This window comes from Paenibacillus amylolyticus, from assembly GCF_051136285.1.
Lineage (GTDB): Bacteria > Bacillota > Bacilli > Paenibacillales > Paenibacillaceae > Paenibacillus > Paenibacillus amylolyticus_F.
Genome location: NZ_CP194938.1, coordinates 4,061,056 through 4,081,421, shown reverse-complemented (window position 1 = coordinate 4,081,421; position 20,366 = coordinate 4,061,056). Strand labels below are relative to the sequence as shown.

19 protein-coding genes are annotated in these 20,366 nt (G+C 47.4%); 11 read left to right on the top strand and 8 right to left on the bottom strand.

The genetic code is table 11. The annotated features are described in order from the left end of the window. Window positions 1-48 precede the first annotated feature (48 nt). The 4 genes from nirB to cobA are packed head-to-tail and all read left to right on the top strand — an operon-like array spanning window position 49 to window position 3,831. Window positions 49-2,490 carry a nitrite reductase large subunit NirB gene (nirB, locus tag ACR8BL_RS17985; RefSeq protein WP_434748876.1) on the top strand — a complete coding sequence of 814 codons (2,442 nt, stop codon included), beginning with the start codon at window positions 49-51 and terminating at the stop codon, window positions 2,488-2,490. A 16-nt stretch (window positions 2,491-2,506) separates the two neighbouring features. Continuing rightward, on the top strand, window positions 2,507-2,824 hold the full coding sequence (gene nirD / locus ACR8BL_RS17980; RefSeq protein ID WP_434748875.1) for a nitrite reductase small subunit NirD: 318 nt from the start codon (window positions 2,507-2,509) through the stop codon (window positions 2,822-2,824). Between the two features lie 51 nt (window positions 2,825-2,875). Continuing rightward, on the top strand, window positions 2,876-3,064 hold the full coding sequence (locus ACR8BL_RS17975; protein ID WP_434748874.1) for a hypothetical protein: 189 nt from the start codon (window positions 2,876-2,878) through the stop codon (window positions 3,062-3,064). After that, entirely contained in the window at window positions 3,061-3,831 is a 771-nt protein-coding gene (cobA, locus tag ACR8BL_RS17970) for a uroporphyrinogen-III C-methyltransferase (RefSeq protein WP_434748873.1), read from the top strand. The genes ACR8BL_RS17975 and cobA overlap by 4 nt, the downstream gene beginning before the upstream one ends. Window positions 3,832-3,897: 66 nt before the next feature. Here the strand turns inward: cobA and ACR8BL_RS17965 are convergent, their stop codons facing one another. Next, window positions 3,898-4,533 (bottom strand): TetR/AcrR family transcriptional regulator, encoded by a 636-nt coding sequence (locus tag ACR8BL_RS17965; RefSeq protein WP_434748872.1) that lies wholly within the window; start codon window positions 4,531-4,533, stop codon window positions 3,898-3,900. Window positions 4,534-4,733: 200 nt separating this feature from the next. On the opposite strand from ACR8BL_RS17965, the gene ACR8BL_RS17960 reads away from it, so the two are divergent. Next, window positions 4,734-5,501, top strand: coding sequence for an SDR family NAD(P)-dependent oxidoreductase (locus ACR8BL_RS17960; RefSeq protein WP_434748871.1), 768 nt, complete (start codon window positions 4,734-4,736; stop codon window positions 5,499-5,501). 611 nt (window positions 5,502-6,112) lie between these two features. Here the strand turns inward: ACR8BL_RS17960 and ACR8BL_RS17955 are convergent. The 3 genes from ACR8BL_RS17955 to ACR8BL_RS17945 form a co-directional block, all read right to left on the bottom strand. After that, complete coding sequence (locus ACR8BL_RS17955) at window positions 6,113-6,400, bottom strand: hypothetical protein (protein WP_434748870.1); 288 nt, start codon at window positions 6,398-6,400, stop codon at window positions 6,113-6,115. Between the two features lie 121 nt (window positions 6,401-6,521). Beyond that, window positions 6,522-7,946, bottom strand: coding sequence for a sensor histidine kinase (locus ACR8BL_RS17950; protein ID WP_434748869.1), 1,425 nt, complete (start codon window positions 7,944-7,946; stop codon window positions 6,522-6,524). Continuing rightward, window positions 7,946-8,623 carry a response regulator transcription factor gene (locus ACR8BL_RS17945; RefSeq protein WP_434748868.1) on the bottom strand — a complete coding sequence of 226 codons (678 nt, stop codon included), beginning with the start codon at window positions 8,621-8,623 and terminating at the stop codon, window positions 7,946-7,948. The genes ACR8BL_RS17950 and ACR8BL_RS17945 overlap by 1 nt, the downstream gene beginning before the upstream one ends. A gap of 312 nt (window positions 8,624-8,935) precedes the next feature. Between ACR8BL_RS17945 and ACR8BL_RS17940 the strand changes: the two genes are divergently transcribed. The 4 genes from ACR8BL_RS17940 to ACR8BL_RS17925 all read left to right on the top strand — a co-directional run bounded on the left by ACR8BL_RS17940 (window position 8,936) and on the right by ACR8BL_RS17925 (window position 13,685). Continuing rightward, window positions 8,936-9,769 (top strand): polyphosphate polymerase domain-containing protein, encoded by an 834-nt coding sequence (locus tag ACR8BL_RS17940; protein ID WP_434748867.1) that lies wholly within the window; start codon window positions 8,936-8,938, stop codon window positions 9,767-9,769. Next, window positions 9,762-10,442, top strand: a complete 681-nt coding sequence (locus ACR8BL_RS17935; protein WP_434748866.1) for a DUF4956 domain-containing protein — start codon at window positions 9,762-9,764, stop codon at window positions 10,440-10,442. The genes ACR8BL_RS17940 and ACR8BL_RS17935 overlap by 8 nt, the downstream gene beginning before the upstream one ends. Window positions 10,443-10,510: 68 nt before the next feature. Next, window positions 10,511-12,937 carry a carbohydrate-binding domain-containing protein gene (locus ACR8BL_RS17930; RefSeq protein ID WP_434748865.1) on the top strand — a complete coding sequence of 809 codons (2,427 nt, stop codon included), beginning with the start codon at window positions 10,511-10,513 and terminating at the stop codon, window positions 12,935-12,937. A 274-nt stretch (window positions 12,938-13,211) separates the two neighbouring features. Beyond that, complete coding sequence (locus ACR8BL_RS17925) at window positions 13,212-13,685, top strand: HIT family protein (protein WP_434748864.1); 474 nt, start codon at window positions 13,212-13,214, stop codon at window positions 13,683-13,685. Between the two features lie 399 nt (window positions 13,686-14,084). On the opposite strand, the gene ACR8BL_RS17920 is transcribed toward ACR8BL_RS17925, so the two are convergent. Together ACR8BL_RS17920 and ACR8BL_RS17915 are read right to left on the bottom strand one after the other, a co-directional pair. Beyond that, on the bottom strand, window positions 14,085-14,663 hold the full coding sequence (locus ACR8BL_RS17920) for a class I SAM-dependent methyltransferase (protein WP_434748863.1): 579 nt from the start codon (window positions 14,661-14,663) through the stop codon (window positions 14,085-14,087). Between the two features lie 121 nt (window positions 14,664-14,784). Continuing rightward, window positions 14,785-15,465: an FHA domain-containing protein gene (locus ACR8BL_RS17915; protein ID WP_434748862.1), complete on the bottom strand. Its 681-nt coding sequence runs from the start codon at window positions 15,463-15,465 to the stop codon at window positions 14,785-14,787. A gap of 241 nt (window positions 15,466-15,706) precedes the next feature. Here ACR8BL_RS17915 and ACR8BL_RS17910 point away from each other — a divergent pair, with 241 nt between their 5' ends. Both ACR8BL_RS17910 and ACR8BL_RS17905 read left to right on the top strand, forming a co-directional pair. Beyond that, window positions 15,707-15,862 carry a hypothetical protein gene (locus ACR8BL_RS17910; protein ID WP_434748861.1) on the top strand — a complete coding sequence of 52 codons (156 nt, stop codon included), beginning with the start codon at window positions 15,707-15,709 and terminating at the stop codon, window positions 15,860-15,862. 114 nt (window positions 15,863-15,976) lie between these two features. Next, window positions 15,977-16,402, top strand: coding sequence for a hypothetical protein (locus ACR8BL_RS17905; protein ID WP_434748860.1), 426 nt, complete (start codon window positions 15,977-15,979; stop codon window positions 16,400-16,402). 142 nt (window positions 16,403-16,544) lie between these two features. Here the strand turns inward: ACR8BL_RS17905 and ACR8BL_RS17900 are convergent, their stop codons facing one another. Together ACR8BL_RS17900 and ACR8BL_RS17895 are read right to left on the bottom strand one after the other, a co-directional pair. After that, on the bottom strand, window positions 16,545-19,115 hold the full coding sequence (locus tag ACR8BL_RS17900; RefSeq protein WP_434748859.1) for a DUF2339 domain-containing protein: 2,571 nt from the start codon (window positions 19,113-19,115) through the stop codon (window positions 16,545-16,547). Window positions 19,116-19,270: 155 nt separating this feature from the next. Continuing rightward, window positions 19,271-20,344 carry an LCP family protein gene (locus ACR8BL_RS17895; RefSeq protein ID WP_434756392.1) on the bottom strand — a complete coding sequence of 358 codons (1,074 nt, stop codon included), beginning with the start codon at window positions 20,342-20,344 and terminating at the stop codon, window positions 19,271-19,273. Window positions 20,345-20,366 lie beyond the last annotated feature (22 nt).

Sequence of the window (20,366 nt, the reverse complement as noted above, 5' to 3'; positions counted from 1 at the left end):
CAGAGCAGTGAGCAGTATACAGAAATGGATCTGAGGGGGCTAACCACAATGAGTACAACGAAAAAACTGGTGCTAGTCGGCAATGGTATGGCAGGTATTCGTACAATTGAGCATATTCTTAAGCTTGCTCCGCATGCGTACGACATTACCGTCTTTGGCGCAGAGCCGCATCCAAACTATAACCGAATCATGCTATCTTCTGTTCTGGCAGGCGGAACATCGATTGAAGACATCGTGATTAACGACTGGAGCTGGTATGAAGATAACGGCATCCATGTCTATCCGGGTGATTCTGTCGTGCAGATTGATACCGTACGCAAGGAAGTTGTATCTCAGAACGGGGTTCACGCCTCCTACGATGAGCTGATTATGGCGACAGGTTCACAAGCATTCATTCTGCCTCTTCCAGGTGCGAACAAAGAAGGGGTCATCGGTTTCCGTGACATCAAAGACTGTGAAACGATGATGGATGCCTCGAAAAAGTATCGCAAAGCAGCTGTGATCGGCGGCGGACTACTCGGTCTTGAAGCTGCTCGCGGACTGTTGAATCTGGGTATGGACGTAACCGTTATTCATATTAACGGACACCTGATGGATCGAAATCTCGATCTGCCTGCAGGATTAATGCTTCAGCGTGAGCTGGAGGAGCAGGGCATGAAATTCCTTTTGAACAAACATACGGAAGAGATTACAGGCAAAGGCCGGGTTAAGGCGCTGCGGTTCACCGATCAAACGGTGCTTGAGACAGACCTGGTTGTCATGGCGGTGGGTATTCGTCCACAAGTTGAACTGGCTCGAAACAGCGGACTGGACGTTAATCGCGGGGTCATCGTAGATGACTATATGCGTACCAACATTCCAGGTATCTCGGCTGTCGGAGAGTGTGCGGAACATCGCGGCATCGCGTATGGTCTCGTTGCTCCGTTATATGAACAAGGTATGGTTCTCGCCAAAAGACTCGCGGGTGCAGCAACGGATGGATACGCAGGATCGGTCACTTCAACCAAACTGAAAGTTTCGGGAGTCGATGTATTCTCTGCCGGACAATTCAAAGACTCGCCAGAAACACGCAGCATTCGCATCCAGGATGATGTAGACGGTGTATACAAAAAAATGGTGATCAAAGACGGTCAGCTCATTGGTGCTGTGTTGTTCGGCGATACGACCGATGGTGCATCTCTTTTCTCCTTGATTAAAAGCGGTGAAAATATCAGCGGCCGCGAAAAAGAAATTTTGCTCGGTGTGCCTTCTGGCAGTTCCGGCTCAGGCTCGTCTGTGGCAGAGCGCATGGCTACCATGCCCGATGATGAGATCATCTGCGGTTGTAACGGTGTAACGAAATCTGCCATCGGTGATGCTGTTCTCAACAAAGGATGTAACACTGTCGGTGCCATTAAGTCCTGTACTAAAGCATCAGCTTCTTGCGGTGGATGTAAACCAATCGTGGAATCACTGCTCACGTATTATGCCGGAGACAATGTAGGCGAGCAGACCAAAGAAGGTATCTGCGGATGTACTTCGTATGACCGGGATGAAATTGTGGCCCAAATCAAAGAAATGGGTCTGAAAACCGTCAAAGAAGTCATGAACGTGCTCGGTTGGGATGAGCCGGAGGGCTGCTCCAAATGTCGTCCTTCCCTCAACTACTACCTTGGCATGATCTGGCCGACAGAGTATGAGGATGAGCGGGTATCCAAATTCACGAATGAGCGTTACCACGCCAATATCCAGAAAGACGGTACGTATTCTGTTATTCCGCGGATCTATGGCGGTGTAACGTCACCTGCGGAACTGATCAAGATCGCAACGGTTGCAGCGAAGTATGATGTGCCCATGGTGAAGTTTACGGGTGGACAACGACTTGACCTGCTTGGCGTACAGAAGGAGAACCTGCCGAAAATTTGGGAAGAGCTCGACATGCCTTCCGGTTTCGGTTACGGCAAAGCTTTACGTACGGTAAAAACATGTGTAGGTAATACGTTCTGCCGCTTCGGTACACAGGATTCCATTGAGATGGGTATTCGTCTGGAGAAGAAACTCGACAAGATGGTCGCTCCAGCAAAAGTAAAATTGGCCGTCTCGGGATGCCCGCGGAACTGTGCCGAAGCAACAATTAAAGATCTGGGCGTTGTAGCCATCGATGGTGCATGGGAGCTTCATGTTGGAGGCAATGCCGGTGTGAAGGTACGTACAGCCGAGCTGTTATGTACAGTGAAGACGGATGCCGAAGTCGAAGAGTGGACTTACGCTTACCTGCAATATTATAGAGAGAATGCCAAATGGAATGAGAGAACAGCGGCCTGGATTGAACGGGTCGGTCTGGATCATGTAAAGGAAGCTCTGGCAGATCGAGATGTACGTCTCGCACTGGTTGAACGTCTGGAAGTGACACTGGGTCACACGGTAGATCCTTGGAAAGAAATTATTGAAGATGAGAGATTGCGTAAAAACTTCACCCCACTGTCCGGTGCAGAACCGGTAGCTCACTAGAAGAGGAGGATCAGCGATGAGTAAATTCCGAATTGGGCATATGGCCGATATTGATGAAAAGGGGGCTCGTACCTTTCTGGTCGAGGATACCGAAATTGCAGTCTTCAAACTGAGTGACGGCAGCCTGCATGCCGTGGAAAATCGCTGCCCTCACAAGGGCGGCAAGCTATCGGAGGGCATGGTCTGCGGCACAGTCGTTCACTGTCCGCTGCATGACTGGAAGATTGATCTGCGAAGCGGCAAGGTACATGAACCGGACGATGGATGCTTGAACACGTACAAAACAGAAGTAGACAGAGCTAGTGGAGATATCTATATTACGATTGCAGGGTAACAAAATGGTTAGCCTGTAACAAGCCAATACTGACAGAAGGAGGGGTGCACTATGGATTTTGTTAGACATGCAGAAGTATTACAAGCCATGGTTGACGTTGGTGAACATAAAGTCAGGATAAACCGGGTACAGATGTTGATCCGCGGTTTCTTGACGGGGGCCATCCTTGCCTTTGCCACTACACTAGCGTATACTGCCGCGCCTCAAACTTTTTCGTCAAAACTGGGAACACGGCTATGAGCCGGGGGGTGGTAAGTATCATTGGTGCCGGCCCTGGAGATCCCGAACTGATTACAGTCAAAGCCCTGAAACGTATTCAGTCCGCTGATGTCATTATGTACGATCGGCTTGTCACAGATGAATTACTTTCCGAAGCAAAGGCGAGTGCCCTTCGCATATACTGCGGCAAAGCTCCCGGTCTCCACTCCATGAGCCAGGAGATGATTGGACGTATGCTCGCGTCACATGCGGCGGAAGGCAAACAAGTCGTTCGCCTCAAAGGCGGTGACCCGTTCATCTTCGGCCGCGGCGGCGAAGAAGCGCTAGTACTGGCAGAGTCAGGCATTCCGTATGAGATCATCCCGGGTATCACTTCGGCAGTAGGCACCTCTGCTTCATCTTTGATTCCACTAACGCATCGCGGAGTCTCTTCTTCTTTTGCCTGCGTCACCGGGACCGGCAGTGATGGACGTGTATCTTCCGTTCGTTGGGATCTGCTTGCGCATAGTGTAGATACACTGGTGATCTATATGGGAATCAGTCAGTTGCCACAGATTCAGCAAGAGTTGCTTCGTTACGGCAAAGCCGGACATACACCGGCAGCACTGATAGAGCGTGGAACAACAAGTGAAGAACGGATTGTTACAGGTACACTTGCCGAGTTACAGACACTGGCTATCATGCATCATATCTGTAACCCAGCTTTAATTATGATTGGAGAGTCCGTGCTTATTCGCGAACAGTTACTCCAGATGGAAAACGCTGCATCTACTTCGATGACGGGGTAACCTTGGGTATACGTATGCCCTCATAGCGGAACGCATTCACACAGCACAAACATGTATCTGCATGTATTAGTCCAACAGCATACGCTCATGCATCGTCCGGCCCTTCTGCCCTGGTTCAATCAGGAGGCGGGTCGGTTTGATGTTAATCAGAGCTGTCAGCTGTTCCCCCATATAATGCGCAGAATATTTGAACCCCTCTTCCGCCCAATGCATAACAACGCCCACGGTTGCGGATACGAGATAACTTAACATGATATCGTAATTAATAACCTGCTCACTGTCCTCGGTTACTAAAATGAAGTCTTCCATAAGGTAATTTCGGAACACATTGTTGATCCTCAGCGCCATATCCCCATGCATTGTCATCAATGCCTTGAATTGATCCTGGTGAGTTTCAATATATTCAAACACAGGCATAGTTGAAGGTAACAGTCCGGTCATATCCACTTCTGTGAGATTCGCATAAGGTGTAGCATATGCTTGTCCTAATCCTTGCAGGAAATCTTCCAGAAGGAATTGCAGCAGCTCCGGTTTGCCGGGAAAATGCAAATAAAACGTTCCCCGATTATAATCCGCCCGTTCCGTGATATCCCGGATGGTCAGGGCATCAGCTCCCTTTTCCAATATTAAAGACACTGCCGCAGCGATGATCGCATCCTGCGTTCTTCGTGCTCTCCGATCCTGAGGATGTTCGATAATCAACACTTCCGCCTCCTTTGTCCATTATTGTAGCCTAAATGAACAACGCTTACATCTATGTTCAATAGCTGACATTTGCGCTGTCAATGATTATTGTCACATGTTTATGTATATCTTAACATTAAGACAGGGACTAAAAACGACAGGTTTTCAACTTTTGGAACTTACCCGCCCATTATATATTATAAGGAGACGATTCAATCATGAGTACATCCTATACACAAACCGCTGTAATTACAGGAGCTGCCGGAGGTATTGGTAAAGAGCTTGCACGTCGCTTGGCTGAACGTAAAATCAAACTGGTATTGGTGGATTTGAACGAAGAGGCCATTGCAAAAACGATCACTGAATTAAACCTTGATCAAGAACATGTCATTGCAGTTAAAGCCAATGTATCTGATGAAGCTGATGTTAAAAATTATGTACAAAAAGCGCTGGATGCGTTTGGACGTATCGATTATTTTGCGAATAATGCCGGTATTGAAGGCCCAACGGGTCTAATTGAAGACCTGAGTGTTGAAGCACTTGATACGGTATACAACGTGAATATTCGCGGGGTATTCCTTGGTCTGCAGAATGTCATTCCTGTGATGAAAAAACAAAAATCCGGTGCGATTCTGAATACTTCTTCCCTCGCAGGTCTGATGGGTGCTCCGGCTGTATCTCCATATATTATGTCCAAACATGCCGTTGTTGGTCTCACACGTACCGCCGCCAATGAGCTGGCACCGTTCAACATTCGGGTAAATGCTGTATTGCCAGGCACAATCAACACGCGTATGATGCGTCAGATTGAAGCTAACTCCGGCAACGTGGAAGATTACCAATCTGCTACGGTATCTGCCATTCCAATGGGTCGTTACGGTGAACCGGAAGAAGTTGCAGCCGTGATGAACTTCCTGTTGTCCGAGGAAGCATCTTATGTTACTGCATCCCTCTACACTGTAGATGGCGGTATGATGGGTCAGTAATAGATAAACCGTGTCAGCGTAAGGGCAGTCGTGTAGCATCCCCGTGTGAGTGCATATACTAACGCCATGTCGTAAAACTACATCGTACAGTTATGTTGGCATATATGCTGACGAGATGTTAATATGCACACATAATTTAGATGTGATATACCCTACAGCTGCGTGTAGCGAAATTATACTGATAAGAAGCCAACTCTTAAGTAAATTTTCGCTGACTCACATCTTCGATGCCAAAAGACCTCGACAACACCATTAAGGGAACTCCCTTTGTGTGAAGTTGAGGTCTTTTCTTATATGCAATAGCTTCGCACTCATCCGGTACTCATCCGGCACTGCTCCACTACGCTAACGATCACCAGAAACCTTATTTCGGCCATTTCAGCACATTTCCTAATCTAACGATCACCAGGAACCTTATTTCAGTAAAAACGCCCTATTTTCATCAAAAATGACCCTCTACTCCGAAAATAACGTCTCTCCTGATCGTTAGATTTAAAAACACCGGAAAAACACCCCAATAGCGTCGCTGGTGATCGTTAGAATTTCGGTGTACGGTTAACGACCTTTTATTTCTAGTTTACTCCATTGTTCGGTCCCTAACCTAACTCTACCTAATCCACGTACCCCGCGTGACCCTTGTCCATTAAGTAGTCCATTTCTGCATCCAAAATACTTTCTACCGTCAGCTCGTCAAGCTTCACATCTTTACGGCTCAAAATGAAGTCGGCCAGATCGTCACCATCAATATCAACGTCTTTCCCTTTGGAATTCTCATGCGCCTTGTTGATGTAAGCTTGCTCATGCTTCAGGACAAGCTCTATATTTGCCTTGCTTGCCTTTGTTTTGTCAGCGATATATTGAATCATTTCCTGCTCGTTAATTGCGTTGTTGTCTGCCACGTCAGTTCATCTCCTTGGTTATCCTTCTTGCTGTCATTGTAGCATAGGTTATCCCATTACGGGCAGAACTTATGCCCAGTCTTTGACGTCCCCCTTTACTAGTGCCACATTAGCATCCACCCTACGATAACCGCACATAGAATGTAGCTCCCTCGCCCACGACACTTTTGGCGTAAATCTCTCCCCTATGTTGCTCCACAATAGACTTTGCAATCGCCAGACCCAGACCATGCCCGCCGTGTTTACGTGCTCGAGATGAATCCGTGCGATAGAAACGGTCAAAAATCCGATCCAAATGCTCTGGCGCGATCCCTTCCCCCGTATTAAAAACAGTCAGCAAGACATCATGGTTCTGCCTCTGGAGTGAAATATTCACAGCCCCTTTTGGGCCGGAATATTTCACGGCGTTATCGAGCAAGATCAGAACAACCTGTTTGATCTGCTCCCGGTTTCCGTGAACCATCAGATCGGAATCAATGTTGTAATCCAGGGTAATATTTTTTTCAAAAATCACAGCCTCCATCGGCAAAATAATACTTTCCACTGCATCACTCATATTAAACTTGGTATGGATCATCGTGGAACGCGAGTCGTCCATCTGAGTCAGATACAGCAAATCATTCGTTAATCCAGACATCCGCTCGGTTTCCGATTTGATATAGTGAAGCCATTTGGCCTGGCTTCCAATGGTCTCCTCCTGATTTGCGAGTAACACATCCGTATTCGTATTAATGGTTGCCAGAGGTGTTTTCAACTCATGGGAGGCGTCAGCGATAAACTGTTTCTGTTTCTCAAACGCTTCACGCACAGGTGCAATGGAGCGGCTCGCAAAATAACGACTTAGGAAGTAAATCACCACAAACATAATCAGCCCAACCACCGTAAAGGTGTAAATTAAATTGGTCAGGATACCCTGCTGCGCGGTCACGTCCATGAACACAATCATATGCCCGTCCCTGCTCGGATCCACCACATAGGCCCAGTCCGTACCATCGAGTGCAAATTGTCCAGTCCACCGATTACTTTCACCTTGGCCCGTTTTCCCTTGGTCAATTTTTTGTAGAGCTTGTGTGTAAAAAGATTCCTCCATATCAAACAGCGAATGTGTATCGGTAATTTCCCACTGCTTATCGGTTTGGATCATAAAAGAAACCGACCGGGCCGGGGGTGCACTGGGATCTCCACCTGGTCCTCGAAATCCACCAAAGTTCCCACCATTCATACTCTTGTTACCCCCGCCCCTCCCATTAGAGAAAGGAACAGTTGCCGATTCGGATTTCATTCCTACGTCAACATCTGAACCAGAGCCTGAAATCATTCCCGTTCCCGTCCCTGCTCCCCCATTTTTCCCTTCACCTCGTGACTGCTGAGCACCCAAACCATAAGAGATATGGTAAAAATCAGAAACCTTGTACAGCTCCATATTCGTTTCGCGCTGCACATTCTGGTACGTAATCGTGTAGATCGTTACAAAAGCCACCAGCATCATAATCGAGATCGACACCAGATTGACAATCAGGAACCGATTGCGGAGTTTCTTGAACATTAGCTCGTCACCTCAAGTACGTATCCCACGCCCCGAATCGTATTAATGCGAACAACCGAATTCAGGAAGGTTAGTTTTTTGCGCAAAAAGGAGATATAAACCTCCACGTTGTTATACTCGACATCCGAGTCGAATCCCCATAACTTCTCAATGATCTGCTCTTTGGAGGTGATCGCCTGTTTGCGGGTGATCAGCAGTTCCAGCAGCTCGTTTTCCTTCAGATTTAATTTGATCTCCTTGCCCTGTGCACTCAGCTTCAATTGCGTGGTATTCAGTTCGATATCGCCAAACTTCAACCCATCCTCGGGGATCACTTCGCCTTTACGTCTCAGGGCTGCCCGAATCCGGGCAAGCAATTCTTCCGTGGCAAAAGGCTTCGCAATATAATCATCGGCACCATAATCAAGGCCAGATACTTTGTCCGATAGCTCCCCTTTGGCTGTGAGCAGAATGACGGGCGTATGGTTCCCCTCATTGCGTAGTGTTTGAAGCACCGTTATGCCGTCCATCTCCGGCATCATAATGTCCAACAGTAACAGGTCGTAGATGCCGCTCTGCGCATAATCCAGTCCGGATCTGCCGTCGTGGACCATATCCACGGAGTAGTTATTTTTTTTCAAAATCTGCGATACGGCCTCCGCCAAATGAACCTCATCTTCCGCTATCAAAATTCTCATGATCTATTCATCCTCTGCTCACGTTGGTTGGTATGCTCTTATTCTATCAAGTAAACCTTGAATCAACCTTAATTGGAGACCCCTTAAGAGTAGCAGCCACCAGGAAGATTAATCTGTCGTCGGAATCCGTGTGTGAATGCTCCCTTGTTCAACAGTATAGATGAAGGCAAAGAAATGTTAACGCCGTGTAAAACCATTTAAGATTCATTCAAGGTTACTTCGCTAAGATACAGACATGACAGCAACACACAACAAACCAAACATAAACAAAACATACACCAACTTATCCATACCCGAAAGGACTGAATCATCATGGCGATTGAAGTATTCAACCGATATGAGAGCAAGTATCTGCTGACCGATGAGCAATACCAGCATTTTTACAGCGATCTGCTACATTACATGGAACTGGATGCCTACAACAAAAAACATGAGTTTTACTCCATCAGTAATCTGTACTTCGACACACCGCAGGATTCACTGATTCGAGCGAGTCTATCCAAACCGAAATACAAGGAAAAACTGCGCTTGCGAGCCTACGGCATACCTGAAGAGAATGCGAAAGTGTATCTGGAGATCAAAAAGAAAGTGTTCGGCCTCGTCAACAAACGTAGAACGGCGCTGAAGCTGGATGAAGCTTATGATTTTGTTCGCTCGGGACAAGCGCCAGAGCTGGCCGACTACATGAACCCGCAGGTGTTAGAAGAAATCAAATATTTTCTCCGGCTCTACGATCTCGAACCTAAAGTGTATCTGGCCTACGAACGTAAGGCGCTGTTCGATAAGAGCAGCCGCGATCTTCGCATTACCTTTGACACCAACATTCGCAGCCGTAGATACGATCTGAAGTTGGAACAAGGAGATTACGGTGAACCGCTCGTGAAAGACGGGCGCTGGCTCATGGAAGTCAAAGCCGAGAAAACCGTTCCGATGTGGCTCTCCCAATTACTGTCGGAGCACGGGTTGTACCGGACGGGATTTTCTAAATACGGCAATGAATACAGACATCTGGTGAGAACCACCCATCTGAATTATCAGAACGAACGCGAACTTATCCCAGGTACTGATTTCAATCCTAACGACGCAGCCCCAGCGGCTTCACAAGAAAAATTAATTCGAGAAAGAGAGCGTGTATTATATGCTTGATACCCTTTTCAGCTCCGCCCTGGACGATTCAACCTTGAGTTTCAGCAGTGCTGTCATCACAATCGGACTTGCCATCCTCCTGGGACTGATCATCAGCCTGACCTATATGAAAACCAATCAAGCGACTTACTCACAAAGTTTTACGTTGACTATGGTTGTGCTGCCCGTGATCGTTGCCATCATCATTCTGCTTATCGGCAGCAACATTGCCCGGGCGTTCAGCTTGGCGGGAGCCTTCTCCATCATCCGTTTCCGCAGTGCACCTGGTGATCCGAAAGACATTGCTTACGTTTTGTTCACGATGGCATCCGGTCTGGCTTGTGGTGTAGGTGCCTTTGATTATGCCATTCTGTTCACCGTTATCCTGTGTGTGCTGATGTTTGTACTGAACCGATTTAACTTTGGCGGAAAAAAGAGTCAGCAGAAGACACTCAAGATTACCATTCCCGAGAATTTGAGTTACGAAGAAGCGCTGAACGAAGTATTCCATCATTTTAAAGTCCCATTTGATCTGAAAAAAATCAGAACGACCGAACTCGGCAGTCTGTACGAACTGGTATATAACGTCACGATTCACGAGAGCGTGAATCAGAAACAATTCCTTGATGCCATCCGTACACGGAACGGTAATCTGGATATCTCGTTAACGATGAGTCCAACGACAGAATATTAAGCTTGGAAGATCGGCTTATCCACTTGATCGATTAACCCCCATTATGATTTGGAGAGGAATGATATATTATGAAGAAGAAAAATTCTCAGAAACGTAAAAACATGATTACAGGCAGCAAACTATGGTCCATCGCCATGATTACCAGTCTGCTCGCAGCATGCAGTGCTCCGGCAACGACAAGCAGCACAGCAAATGCAGCCGTCTCCACAACAGGAACAACCAAAATCGTATCCGTCAGCGAGTCCACGTCCGTGAAGTATGCCGATCTGGTCTCACTAGAGGCAGATGATACAAATGTCAGCTGGACAGAAGCGGATTCGACCATGATCAAGCTGAGTGGTACAACAGCAACGGTAACAGGTTCGGGTGCGAAGGTATCGAGCGGATCGGTCACCATCTCGGAAGCAGGCACGTATGTGCTAAGCGGTAAGCTAACCGATGGCCAAATCGTGGTCAATGTCGCTGATAAAGGCGTGGTACATCTCGTATTAAATGGCGCAGCTATCCACGATAATGACAGTGCAGGAATCTACATTCAAAAGGCAGGCAAAGCGGTGATCACGCTTGAAAAAGGAACCCAAAACGCCGTTTCCGATGGTAAAGCATACGTATATGCCGACAGCAGCACCGATGAGCCAGATGCGGCCATCTTTAGCAAAGCCGATCTTACGTTTAACGGTGCAGGTCAGTTGACCGTCACAGGAAATTACAATGAAGGCATCACAAGCAAAGATGATCTGAAAATCATCAGCGGCTCCATTAACGTCAAAGCAGCCGATGACGGCATCAAAGGTAAAGACATGGTTGCTATTCAGGCAGGCATCATTACTGTCGATGCAGCGGGAGACGGTATCAAATCAACCAATGATACCGATACCAGTAAAGGGTTTGTCGCGATTGCAGACGGTACCTTCAACATCCAGAGTGGAAGCGACGGCATTCAGGCAGAGACCACCCTTGTCACCGATGGAGGTACGTATAACATTGTGACAGCTGGCGGCAGCGCGAATGCACCAGCCAAGGTCGAAGAAGGCCCCAGTGGCGGCTTTGGAGGAGGTAGCGGTGGTTTCGGTGGCGATGGTGCTATAAATGGCGGCACGCCTCCAACCGATATGGGCACACCACCGGATGGTGAACCGCCTGCCGACATGCCAGCGATGCCAACTAGCAATGGCAATGCAAGCAGCGGTACAACAACGAACTCCACGAAGGTCGCAAATTCAAGTACAACTAGCACTACTACAGTATCGTCGGATTCCAACGCCGATGCAGACAATGCAACGACGACAACAGAGGAAGAGTCTACAAGCGCCAAAGCACTTAAAGCAGGAGCGGATCTCACGGTGAATGGCGGAACATACACCATTGATTCTATGGATGATTCCTTGCACAGCAATAGCAATGTGACGGTGAACGACGGGACTTTCAACATACAGTCTGGAGACGATGGCATTCACGCCGATCAGGCGCTGTCCATTAACGGTGGAACAATCAAGATTGCGAAAAGTTATGAAGGGCTCGAAGGGGCAATTATTACCCTGAATGACGGAGATGTGGACGTAACGGCGTCAGATGATGGGGTGAATGCCGCTGGTGATGAGGCAACAACGAGCAGCACAACAGCAACTACAACGGGAAAAGCTACAAATAACAGCAGTTCTGCTATCGACACAAACAAATCAGCAGATACAGACACAAACTCTGCTAACTCCACTGGAACGACGGGTACCACATCCATGTCAGATCACTCGGCACAAGATACGGATGCGAGCCAGCAAAACCGTGGCCCTGGCGGTATGCCAGGTGAATCATCGGGAAATAGCGAACTCCACATCAACGGTGGAACTCTTACCGTAAATGCAGGCGGTGACGGTCTCGATGCCAATGGCTCCATTACAATGACGGGCGGAACGGTGATCGTGAATGGCCCAACGAATAATGGTAATGGGGCACTGGATTATGACGGAACATTTGAGATCAGTGGCGGATATCTTGTGGCGGTGGGAAGTTCTGGCATGGCGCAAGGCACTTCGGATGCTTCAACGCAAAATACAATCGTGATGACCTTCCCTGAGACACAAAAAGCCGGAACACTGGTTCATGTCCAGGATAGCAAAGGCAACAATATCCTGACGTTTGCACCAGCAAAAGATTACCAAAGTGTAGTCGTTAGCTCACCGGATCTCGCAAAAGATGGATCATATGTCATCCTCTCTGGCGGAACATCAACAGGCAAAGCAGTGGACGGACTCTATACTGGCGGTACCTATAGCGGCGGAACCCAAATTGTTGCCTTCCAGTCCACAAGCAATGTGACCTGGGTGAATGAATCAGGCGTAACAACAGCCCGCTCCGGCATGGGTGGTTTCGGTGGCGGCAATGGACAAGGCGGATTCGGCGGTGGGAGAAATCGTTCGCAATCCAGCACGTCTACAGATACCACGGGTACGACAAGCACAACTGGAACTACAGGAACTACGGATTCGGCAAAGTAAATGAAATGAATAAGCTGATTGAATAGAGGGCAGTTGCCACTGCCTGACCCAAGTAAATTAAAAGTCATGCTCTGATTTCACAATTAAGGTGAAATTGGAGCATGACTTTGCTTGTTTCCCTAAAGGAAATAGGCCATCTAACAGGAACCTGTCTGCCTAACGCGAATATGGATATATATTCTAAAGCGTACTTGAGCTGGTTTCGAAGTTAACCACGGCACCAGCGCAGTTGAGCATACCTTATTCAAGAATATGAAAGGAGTTCGATTGAGATATGATAGCCCCCGTTTCACATAAACCCGAAGGGTATGAAGGCCCATTCTGCTGTATTTGGGGAATCGTGCAGCCTGATCAGGGAACAAAGCGAGAGAATATGATCTATCAAAATGAAAAAGTGACAGCATTCATAGCGAGCAAATGGTGGCCTAACAATAAAGGGCATGCTCTTATTGTTCCTAATCCGCATTTTGAAAATATTTTTGACCTGCCTGCGGATTACGCGGCTGCCATTCACCATGCAGCTCAGCTTACAGCGATGGCTATGAAAAGTACATATGGATGCGAAGGAATCTCTACCCGCCAGCATAATGAGCCTGCAGGTAATCAAGATGTGTGGCATTACCACCTTCAAGTTTTTCCAAGATATGCGGACGACCAGCTTTATCATTCGACAGGTTCACCGTCCAAACCGGAGGAGCGCTCCTTTTACGCAAATAAGTTACGTTCCTGGATCAAGGAACAGGCATAAATTGGCGTACAAGCTGAGAACATATTCAATGTGCTTGCAAACTAAGCCGCGTGACTCAGCCGCACGGCTCAAGGATGAAATCGGAATATCGATAGCAGCGAAAGCTCAAGTTCACGTCTGAATTAATTTCTAACGATCACCACGGAGCTTATTTTGCAGTAAAACGTCCTTTTCGGATTCTAACGGTCACCACAGAGCTTATTCCTAAGAAACATGCCAAAAAACGGCCAAAATATAGCTTTTCTACCGCAATAGCGTCACTGGGGATCGTTAGATTTTTAGAATGGTTAAATCCAGCCAAATAACGTCTCTGGTGATCGTTAGAGGTTAGCTGAGACGAAATCAAGATACGGAGGGAACCATTTTACGTCTATAGAGAAATTCCAACCTGCCCCACTCTCAAAAAGCATACACATACACCTTGGTTCGCAGCGCATCACGGCAGGTGATTGTACGTAGCGGCTCTTTGCCCGGCAGTGCAAAACAGACGCTAATCACCTTCGCGCCCGGCGGCAGTTCGCTTTGGAACTTGTCTACCAGCCGAGTCATCGCACCCGGGAACAGATAACAGATCACACAATCGGCATGCGCATAAGAACAGGTATAGATGTTTCCGCGAATGAAGCGCAGACGCCCTTTTAATGAATGCCGCTGCCCACCGGCTTGGCGGAGCCAAATACTGAACCATGTCAGCCATTGAGAAATCCACAGCGGGATGAGTGAGTTTTCAATGCCCGTAAGTCTTTTGCCTGGACAATGCTTCACCACATCCATGCCTAGTGTTCCCCAACCGGAGCCAGCTTCCATGATGTCACCATAACCCGATATGCGATTGATCTCCTGAATCACCACCTGCCTCACCGGGCGGGATGTGGGCATGGGTGAGATTCCATTTTTCCAGCTTACGATTACGATCCATACGACAGCGATCAGAGTTAACACAGCAATGAGCCATGGCATCAATTGAATAATCATCATGAACTCATCATAACAAAGGGAAGCTCCAGCGGTCTATGATCGCGCAGAAGCTTCCCTTTGTTGATATTTTTTCAAGGCCCAATCCTATTACTTAGTAGTTTTGTTTAGAGGATGTGATGCGCTATTCATCGGTCTCCCCGACATGAGACTTCATGTATACCCCTTTTTTGTACACCGATTTAATCGTAAAATGAATGCCCAGCTTGCGATTCGTGCGATAGATCAACGAGTTAATCTCGTCGATGCCTACCGGATCACTCTCCAACATGCTCCGTTCCGGCCACACCTGAGCAATGATCTGCTCCCGCGTGACAAAATGATCCAGTTCGCTGTACAGCAGCTTGAACAATTGGTATTCCTTTTTCGATAATGGAATCTCATCCTCGTTCACCTGCACCGTCTGTAAGTGATCCTGTAAACGTACACCCTCACCGAGTAGATCGGATAAGCGGTACTCTCGCGTCTCTCCTAGATCACCTTCCACGCGAAGGTGGATCAGTCCGTTGACCAGTGTCAGGCTGTCTCCTTCGCCAAACGGGTATTTCTCATATGGAACGAGGCGTTGCCCGTTGAGTTCGGTTCCATTTTTGCTATCCAAATCCTCGATCCAGAGCTGTTCTTTCGTGTCATAATGAATACGGCAATGCCGCTTCGATATCATCTGATTATAGATGGACAAGTCCAGTTCACTGACCCCTGTGTAACGCCCCACCGTAATCGAGCGGCCCTGGCTCACATAAGCGAATGAACCATCGCTCTCCTGACCCGGCGTACGAATGACGATTTTTGCCGTCTCCCGCATGTTATTCCCCACCTTTAATGTAACTCGATCTCTATCTTTTCATTCGAGTACTGATAAATTCATCAGATTTGTTCCATTGTTTACATACCTGCCATTTCATATAGTGATATACAGGAACACCATGGATTTAAACAAACCTAAACATTCATTACTTACTCTATTACTATACCAAACGTTGTGCATTTTTTCTCATAGCGGCCTGACGGACGCTTTAGCATATTCAACAAGAGAGGTATTTCCCATGAAGAAAAAAAACATTTTGATATATGTGCTGCTTGCCTTCGCTTTATCTATCACCTTAACCATACTGTCACGCGTGAGTGACGAAGGCGGTGTATCACCAGAAGGGACATCGGCCTCCGAAATCTCGTGGCTTCGAATGAACAATCAACCTTAAATGTGGCAGCTACTCTATTATAAACGTGACTCCTGTGCAAAACGTTTCACGAATGTCATCTATGCGAAACATTTCCAGTACGTCCTTCATTTCAGACTAAAGGGAGGAATTACGGTGAAAAGAAATACCATTCACGCTATCACATGCGCTCTTTTTGCTGCTTTGATTCTTAGCAGTTGCCAAAATTCTGATGTGCCTAATCAAACGGAAATAAATAAAACACCAAAAGAACTAGAGTCCTTCTTTCCAGGCAACATCACTGAAGCGGATTCAATCGAAATCATGAGCGGCAGTGATGGTTCTAAAAAAATGACTACCGATCCCGAACTGATTCAGGACTGGATTGAAAAGTTACGGCACTTAAAAATCGTCCTGAATCCACATCAGGAAGATACAACAGGGGTTCTGTTTCATATGACGGCATTTAAACAAGAAGAGGTTATTTTTTATATGACACCTACTAATATCAATCATCATCCGATCGAGCCACAGAGTGAACTGGCTGACCTGATGACCAAGCTGTACAAAACAATGAAATAACTTCTATTGCATGTAAGGCGACTTCAATAAGAAAGACTCTGAAATTGCCTCAATTCCAGAGTCTCCTACAACGAAGTATATAGTGTGCTAAGCACAGCGTTTTTCTAACATGATTTATTACGACAGTCGCTATATGCTTACATCAATTGTCTTGATCATCTGATTTGCTCTCCCTCGCCTGAATCTCCTCCATCCGGCTGGTCACCTTCTGGTACAGATAAGAGATACCTAGCAGCAGGACACCAAAGCTGAAATATGCAAAGATTTTACTGCCTGCGGTCAGCAGACTAGCATCGTAGAATACCATCTTGCCTGTGGCGAACAGTGTCAGGCCCAGACCGAGACGACGGATCATGACGTATTTTCTACGGAAGCCGTAGGCAATATAGAGTATCGCCAGCACCAGATAGATCAAGCTGAACATCAGTCCCACGTCACCCCACTGGAACTGAATGGTCAGGAACACGGTAATGACGCCGAGCAGATAGATTCCCGCAATAACGGGATACCACTCCACACTTTTGAACTGACTACGAATGCCTGCAATCAGCAAATCTCGCCCTGCGAAGAATACACCCACGTTGAAAATAATCAGGACAACCAGTCCGACAATTTCGGCTGCCGTATGCTGCTCTACACCTGGCTGCAATGCCGGCATCGTCAAGGTAACAGCCAGTGCCATACAGCATCCGACTGCATGCAGGAAAAGGGTATACCCCCGCAGGAACGGGTCACGAAGCAGCTTCACTTTGCCCAGTCCATACGCCAAAGCAATCGTCAGCGCCGCAAACATAAGCAACTTGTAAAACATGTATAACAGGAACGCTTCATCGACCGCTCTCACATATAATTCATTCGACTCATAGAGCACATATAACCATACATTCACAAGGGTCACGTACCCGAAACCTTCCAGAAAACCGCGCTCCCACGAAGCGTAGCTGAACTTTGTTCCTGTTCCTGCGGAGGAACTGCTGCGCAGCGCCCAAGCATAATAAAGTGTAATGAGCAAGGTTCCCAGCGTAAGGCTGGAGTATTTTAACATGAAATACGACGGTTCCCCCACAAAGAATAAAGACAACAAATCATACTGTACAAAAATCGTAATACATAGGAGCATGATGCCCCAGCCCGCGCGTTCGACCGCCTTGAACTTTCTGAAATGTCCAAACGTCACGAGCAACACACCTTCAATTAACCAACCCATCGACAGCCATCTCGAACCAAACTGGAACGGAATGAGCAGAATCGTGAAGGTGAGCGACGTAAGATAGAACAGTAGAATTGTCTGCTTCTCCTGTGCCATATGTCGCTGAACCAATCTGGCGAGTCCGAGATATACGAGTGCAAAAATAACAGCAAGCATGCCCTGCGCATCATTCCAACCTGCTGCATCAAGCAGTACATACAAGACAAGACAGCTCAAGCTCGTATTCATCGCTAATAAAGCAAAATCCCACCAGGTCAACTTCACCCGATGTTTAAACGGATAGGCGAGCGTAATGCCCAGGTACAGAGCAAAAGTCACCACAGAATACAGCATACCCACCTGTTCGCTCGGCGACAGCCACAGCAGAATCAGCATGGACGGCGCGTGGAACAGGAAGCTGATGTAATGCACTACAGGCCATCGTTGCCCGAACGAAATGAACACAATGATGCCGTTCAGCAGCAACAGATAGATCATTGCGGTATAGACCGCTGTGCCTTCCAGTCCAAACGTGAACAGATAAGAGAAGAATGGCAAATATCCACCCACAAGACCAAAGGAACAGATCGTCTTGGACTGATACCGCAACGACAACAGTACAGCGACGGCAGACACCAATATGGATAAACCGAGACCTGTATATAGGCCGATGATCTGCAGCAAAAAGTAACTGTAGAAAATCGAACCAAACAGCACGGAGATGCCTCCGCCGAGCAGTCCCATTGCAAATGTTTTCTGTTTCCGGCGGAACAGCCACTCCCCACCTGCAAGCATCAGTGCGCCGAGCAGGAAGAAACCCGCACCTTTCATCTCATCGCTAAACCACGTTGAATAGGAGTATCGAAAAGCTGCACCCACCCCCAGGATGAGAAGCAGAATGGCTACTTTGTTAATCCAGCTAAGTCCAATGCGCATCTCCATCCGGTTCTGTTTGATCCGGCGCTGAATAGTTTCCTCACTCAGTTCCTCCTCTGCCATCTGGTCATAGCCGTGTTGCATCTGTCCGCGCACAGCCTCGGCTCTCTCCCACACAGTCTGCTTGTGCGATTCGATCCGAGATTTCACCTCGGTTGCCAGATAGGCAATCCGCTCCTTCATCTCAGCCGCATCCTCCTGCAAATGCTGGGAAGCCTCATTGAAGAGAGCGTTTAGATTGGATTTCGTTCGGTGTTCCAAATTGCTGACATGATCGTTATGTACTGCCGTTTTCCCTTGAAAATACGTCTCCATCTTCTCCCGGGATACCCGGATCAGATTCAGCTTCTCGTCCAGCATTTGTTCGGACAAGGCCGTGCGAAGGCGTGCATTTTCCTCTTCCATCTGGCGTGCACGATGCTCCAGTTGTTGCAGCCTAAGCTGCTGAGCTTGCGTCTGTTCCAGCAACTGTTCATTACGAACCGTGAGGTCATCGGATTGATACTCCTGAAGCAGGGCCTGATAGTCCTTGGCGAGCTGCTTTTGCTGCTCCTGAACCTGCCTAAGCCGATCCTTAAATTCTTTCATGGACTTCCTCCATTGGTTGCCATAAGATGTTTTCCTATGTTTTCCTATATTTTACTATAGAATGTGCAATAAAGGGTTTAAACACAAAAAAAGCCCGGAAACATCAAGCTGCCCAAGGCTTCTTCATGCTTTCCAGACTTTTCACTTCAACCTCTTTAGTTCCCCGTCTGTGTCGATGAATCTTGTGTTGACGGCCCCGTGTCCTCTTTCTTGTCATCCGATTCCGGCTCAATCAACTGCGTTGTGTTCGGGTCTAACCAGCTGGCAATCATGCCGCGCACATAGGTCAGATCTTCATCAGACAGATCGTAATACCACGTACCGCTGCGCATCTTCCCGTCGCCTTTCAGCATGTAATTGCTGATGGTTGGAATACTGTCTTTCATGTATAGAGACTCGGCAAAATTCACAATAAAGTCCGATTTCATATTGGTTGTAAAATTCGATCCGGCAATCTTGATGATGTCCGGGATCTTGGTCAGATTTTTGACCTCCATCGCACGATTCATGAAGCTACTTAGGAAAATCCGGTGACGCATCGTACGATTGAAATCGGAATCCTCCCGATACCGTACATATCCCAGCGCCTCTTCGCCATTATAGATCGGTTTGTTAGCCTCTACGAATAACTTCTCATGGATCTTAAGTTTGTTCTCTATGTTTTTCTTGATCGGCAGCTCAACGCCTCCAACCGCGTCTACGATGTCCTTCAAGCCGTGAAAGTTAATCGCTGCATAGAAATCTACTTTGTTCTCCAGCAGCTTCTCCACCGTATCCATTGCCATCTTGGCTTCGCCGTGAGCATAGGCCGAGTTAATTTTGGATTTCACATCACGACCCACAATTTCGGTGTAGGAGTCACGCGGAATGGACAGCAGCAGCACTTTATTGTCCTCTGGACGCACGACAGAATAGATGATGGTGTCCGAACGGCTCGGCTCATTATCTCGCTGGTCGATACCCAGCAGCAACAGTGAAAATGGATCGGTATGTTGTACAACAGGTGCATCCTTGTCTCCTGCGGCTTTATACGAATCATCCAAAGCTTCCTTCACCTTACCTGAGGCAAACATATTAAATGCCAGCACAACGAGCTGTTTTTGATAGATAAATCCGAGTCCTCCCAGCACAATTAATATGCTCAGTATGATGATGAGTGGCTTTTTCCAACTTTTCTTCGGTTTCTTCGGCTTCCGTCTAGTTAAATGTGCAGCACTGTTTTCCATCATATCTCCTTTAGTTGCGGTTTCT

Coding starts and splice junctions, on each gene's coding strand:
- nirB (WP_434748876.1), top strand. CDS start 49: ATGAGTACAACGAAAAAACTGGTGCTAGTCGGCAATGGTATGGCAGGT.
- nirD (WP_434748875.1), top strand. CDS start 2,507: ATGAGTAAATTCCGAATTGGGCATATGGCCGATATTGATGAAAAGGGG.
- ACR8BL_RS17975 (WP_434748874.1), top strand. CDS start 2,876: ATGGATTTTGTTAGACATGCAGAAGTATTACAAGCCATGGTTGACGTT.
- cobA (WP_434748873.1), top strand. CDS start 3,061: ATGAGCCGGGGGGTGGTAAGTATCATTGGTGCCGGCCCTGGAGATCCC.
- ACR8BL_RS17960 (WP_434748871.1), top strand. CDS start 4,734: ATGAGTACATCCTATACACAAACCGCTGTAATTACAGGAGCTGCCGGA.
- ACR8BL_RS17950 (WP_434748869.1), bottom strand. CDS start 7,946: ATGTTCAAGAAACTCCGCAATCGGTTCCTGATTGTCAATCTGGTGTCG.
- ACR8BL_RS17945 (WP_434748868.1), bottom strand. CDS start 8,623: ATGAGAATTTTGATAGCGGAAGATGAGGTTCATTTGGCGGAGGCCGTA.
- ACR8BL_RS17940 (WP_434748867.1), top strand. CDS start 8,936: ATGGCGATTGAAGTATTCAACCGATATGAGAGCAAGTATCTGCTGACC.
- ACR8BL_RS17935 (WP_434748866.1), top strand. CDS start 9,762: ATGCTTGATACCCTTTTCAGCTCCGCCCTGGACGATTCAACCTTGAGT.
- ACR8BL_RS17930 (WP_434748865.1), top strand. CDS start 10,511: ATGAAGAAGAAAAATTCTCAGAAACGTAAAAACATGATTACAGGCAGC.
- ACR8BL_RS17925 (WP_434748864.1), top strand. CDS start 13,212: ATGATAGCCCCCGTTTCACATAAACCCGAAGGGTATGAAGGCCCATTC.
- ACR8BL_RS17920 (WP_434748863.1), bottom strand. CDS start 14,663: ATGATGATTATTCAATTGATGCCATGGCTCATTGCTGTGTTAACTCTG.
- ACR8BL_RS17915 (WP_434748862.1), bottom strand. CDS start 15,465: ATGCGGGAGACGGCAAAAATCGTCATTCGTACGCCGGGTCAGGAGAGC.
- ACR8BL_RS17910 (WP_434748861.1), top strand. CDS start 15,707: ATGAAGAAAAAAAACATTTTGATATATGTGCTGCTTGCCTTCGCTTTA.
- ACR8BL_RS17900 (WP_434748859.1), bottom strand. CDS start 19,115: ATGAAAGAATTTAAGGATCGGCTTAGGCAGGTTCAGGAGCAGCAAAAG.
- ACR8BL_RS17895 (WP_434756392.1), bottom strand. CDS start 20,344: ATGATGGAAAACAGTGCTGCACATTTAACTAGACGGAAGCCGAAGAAA.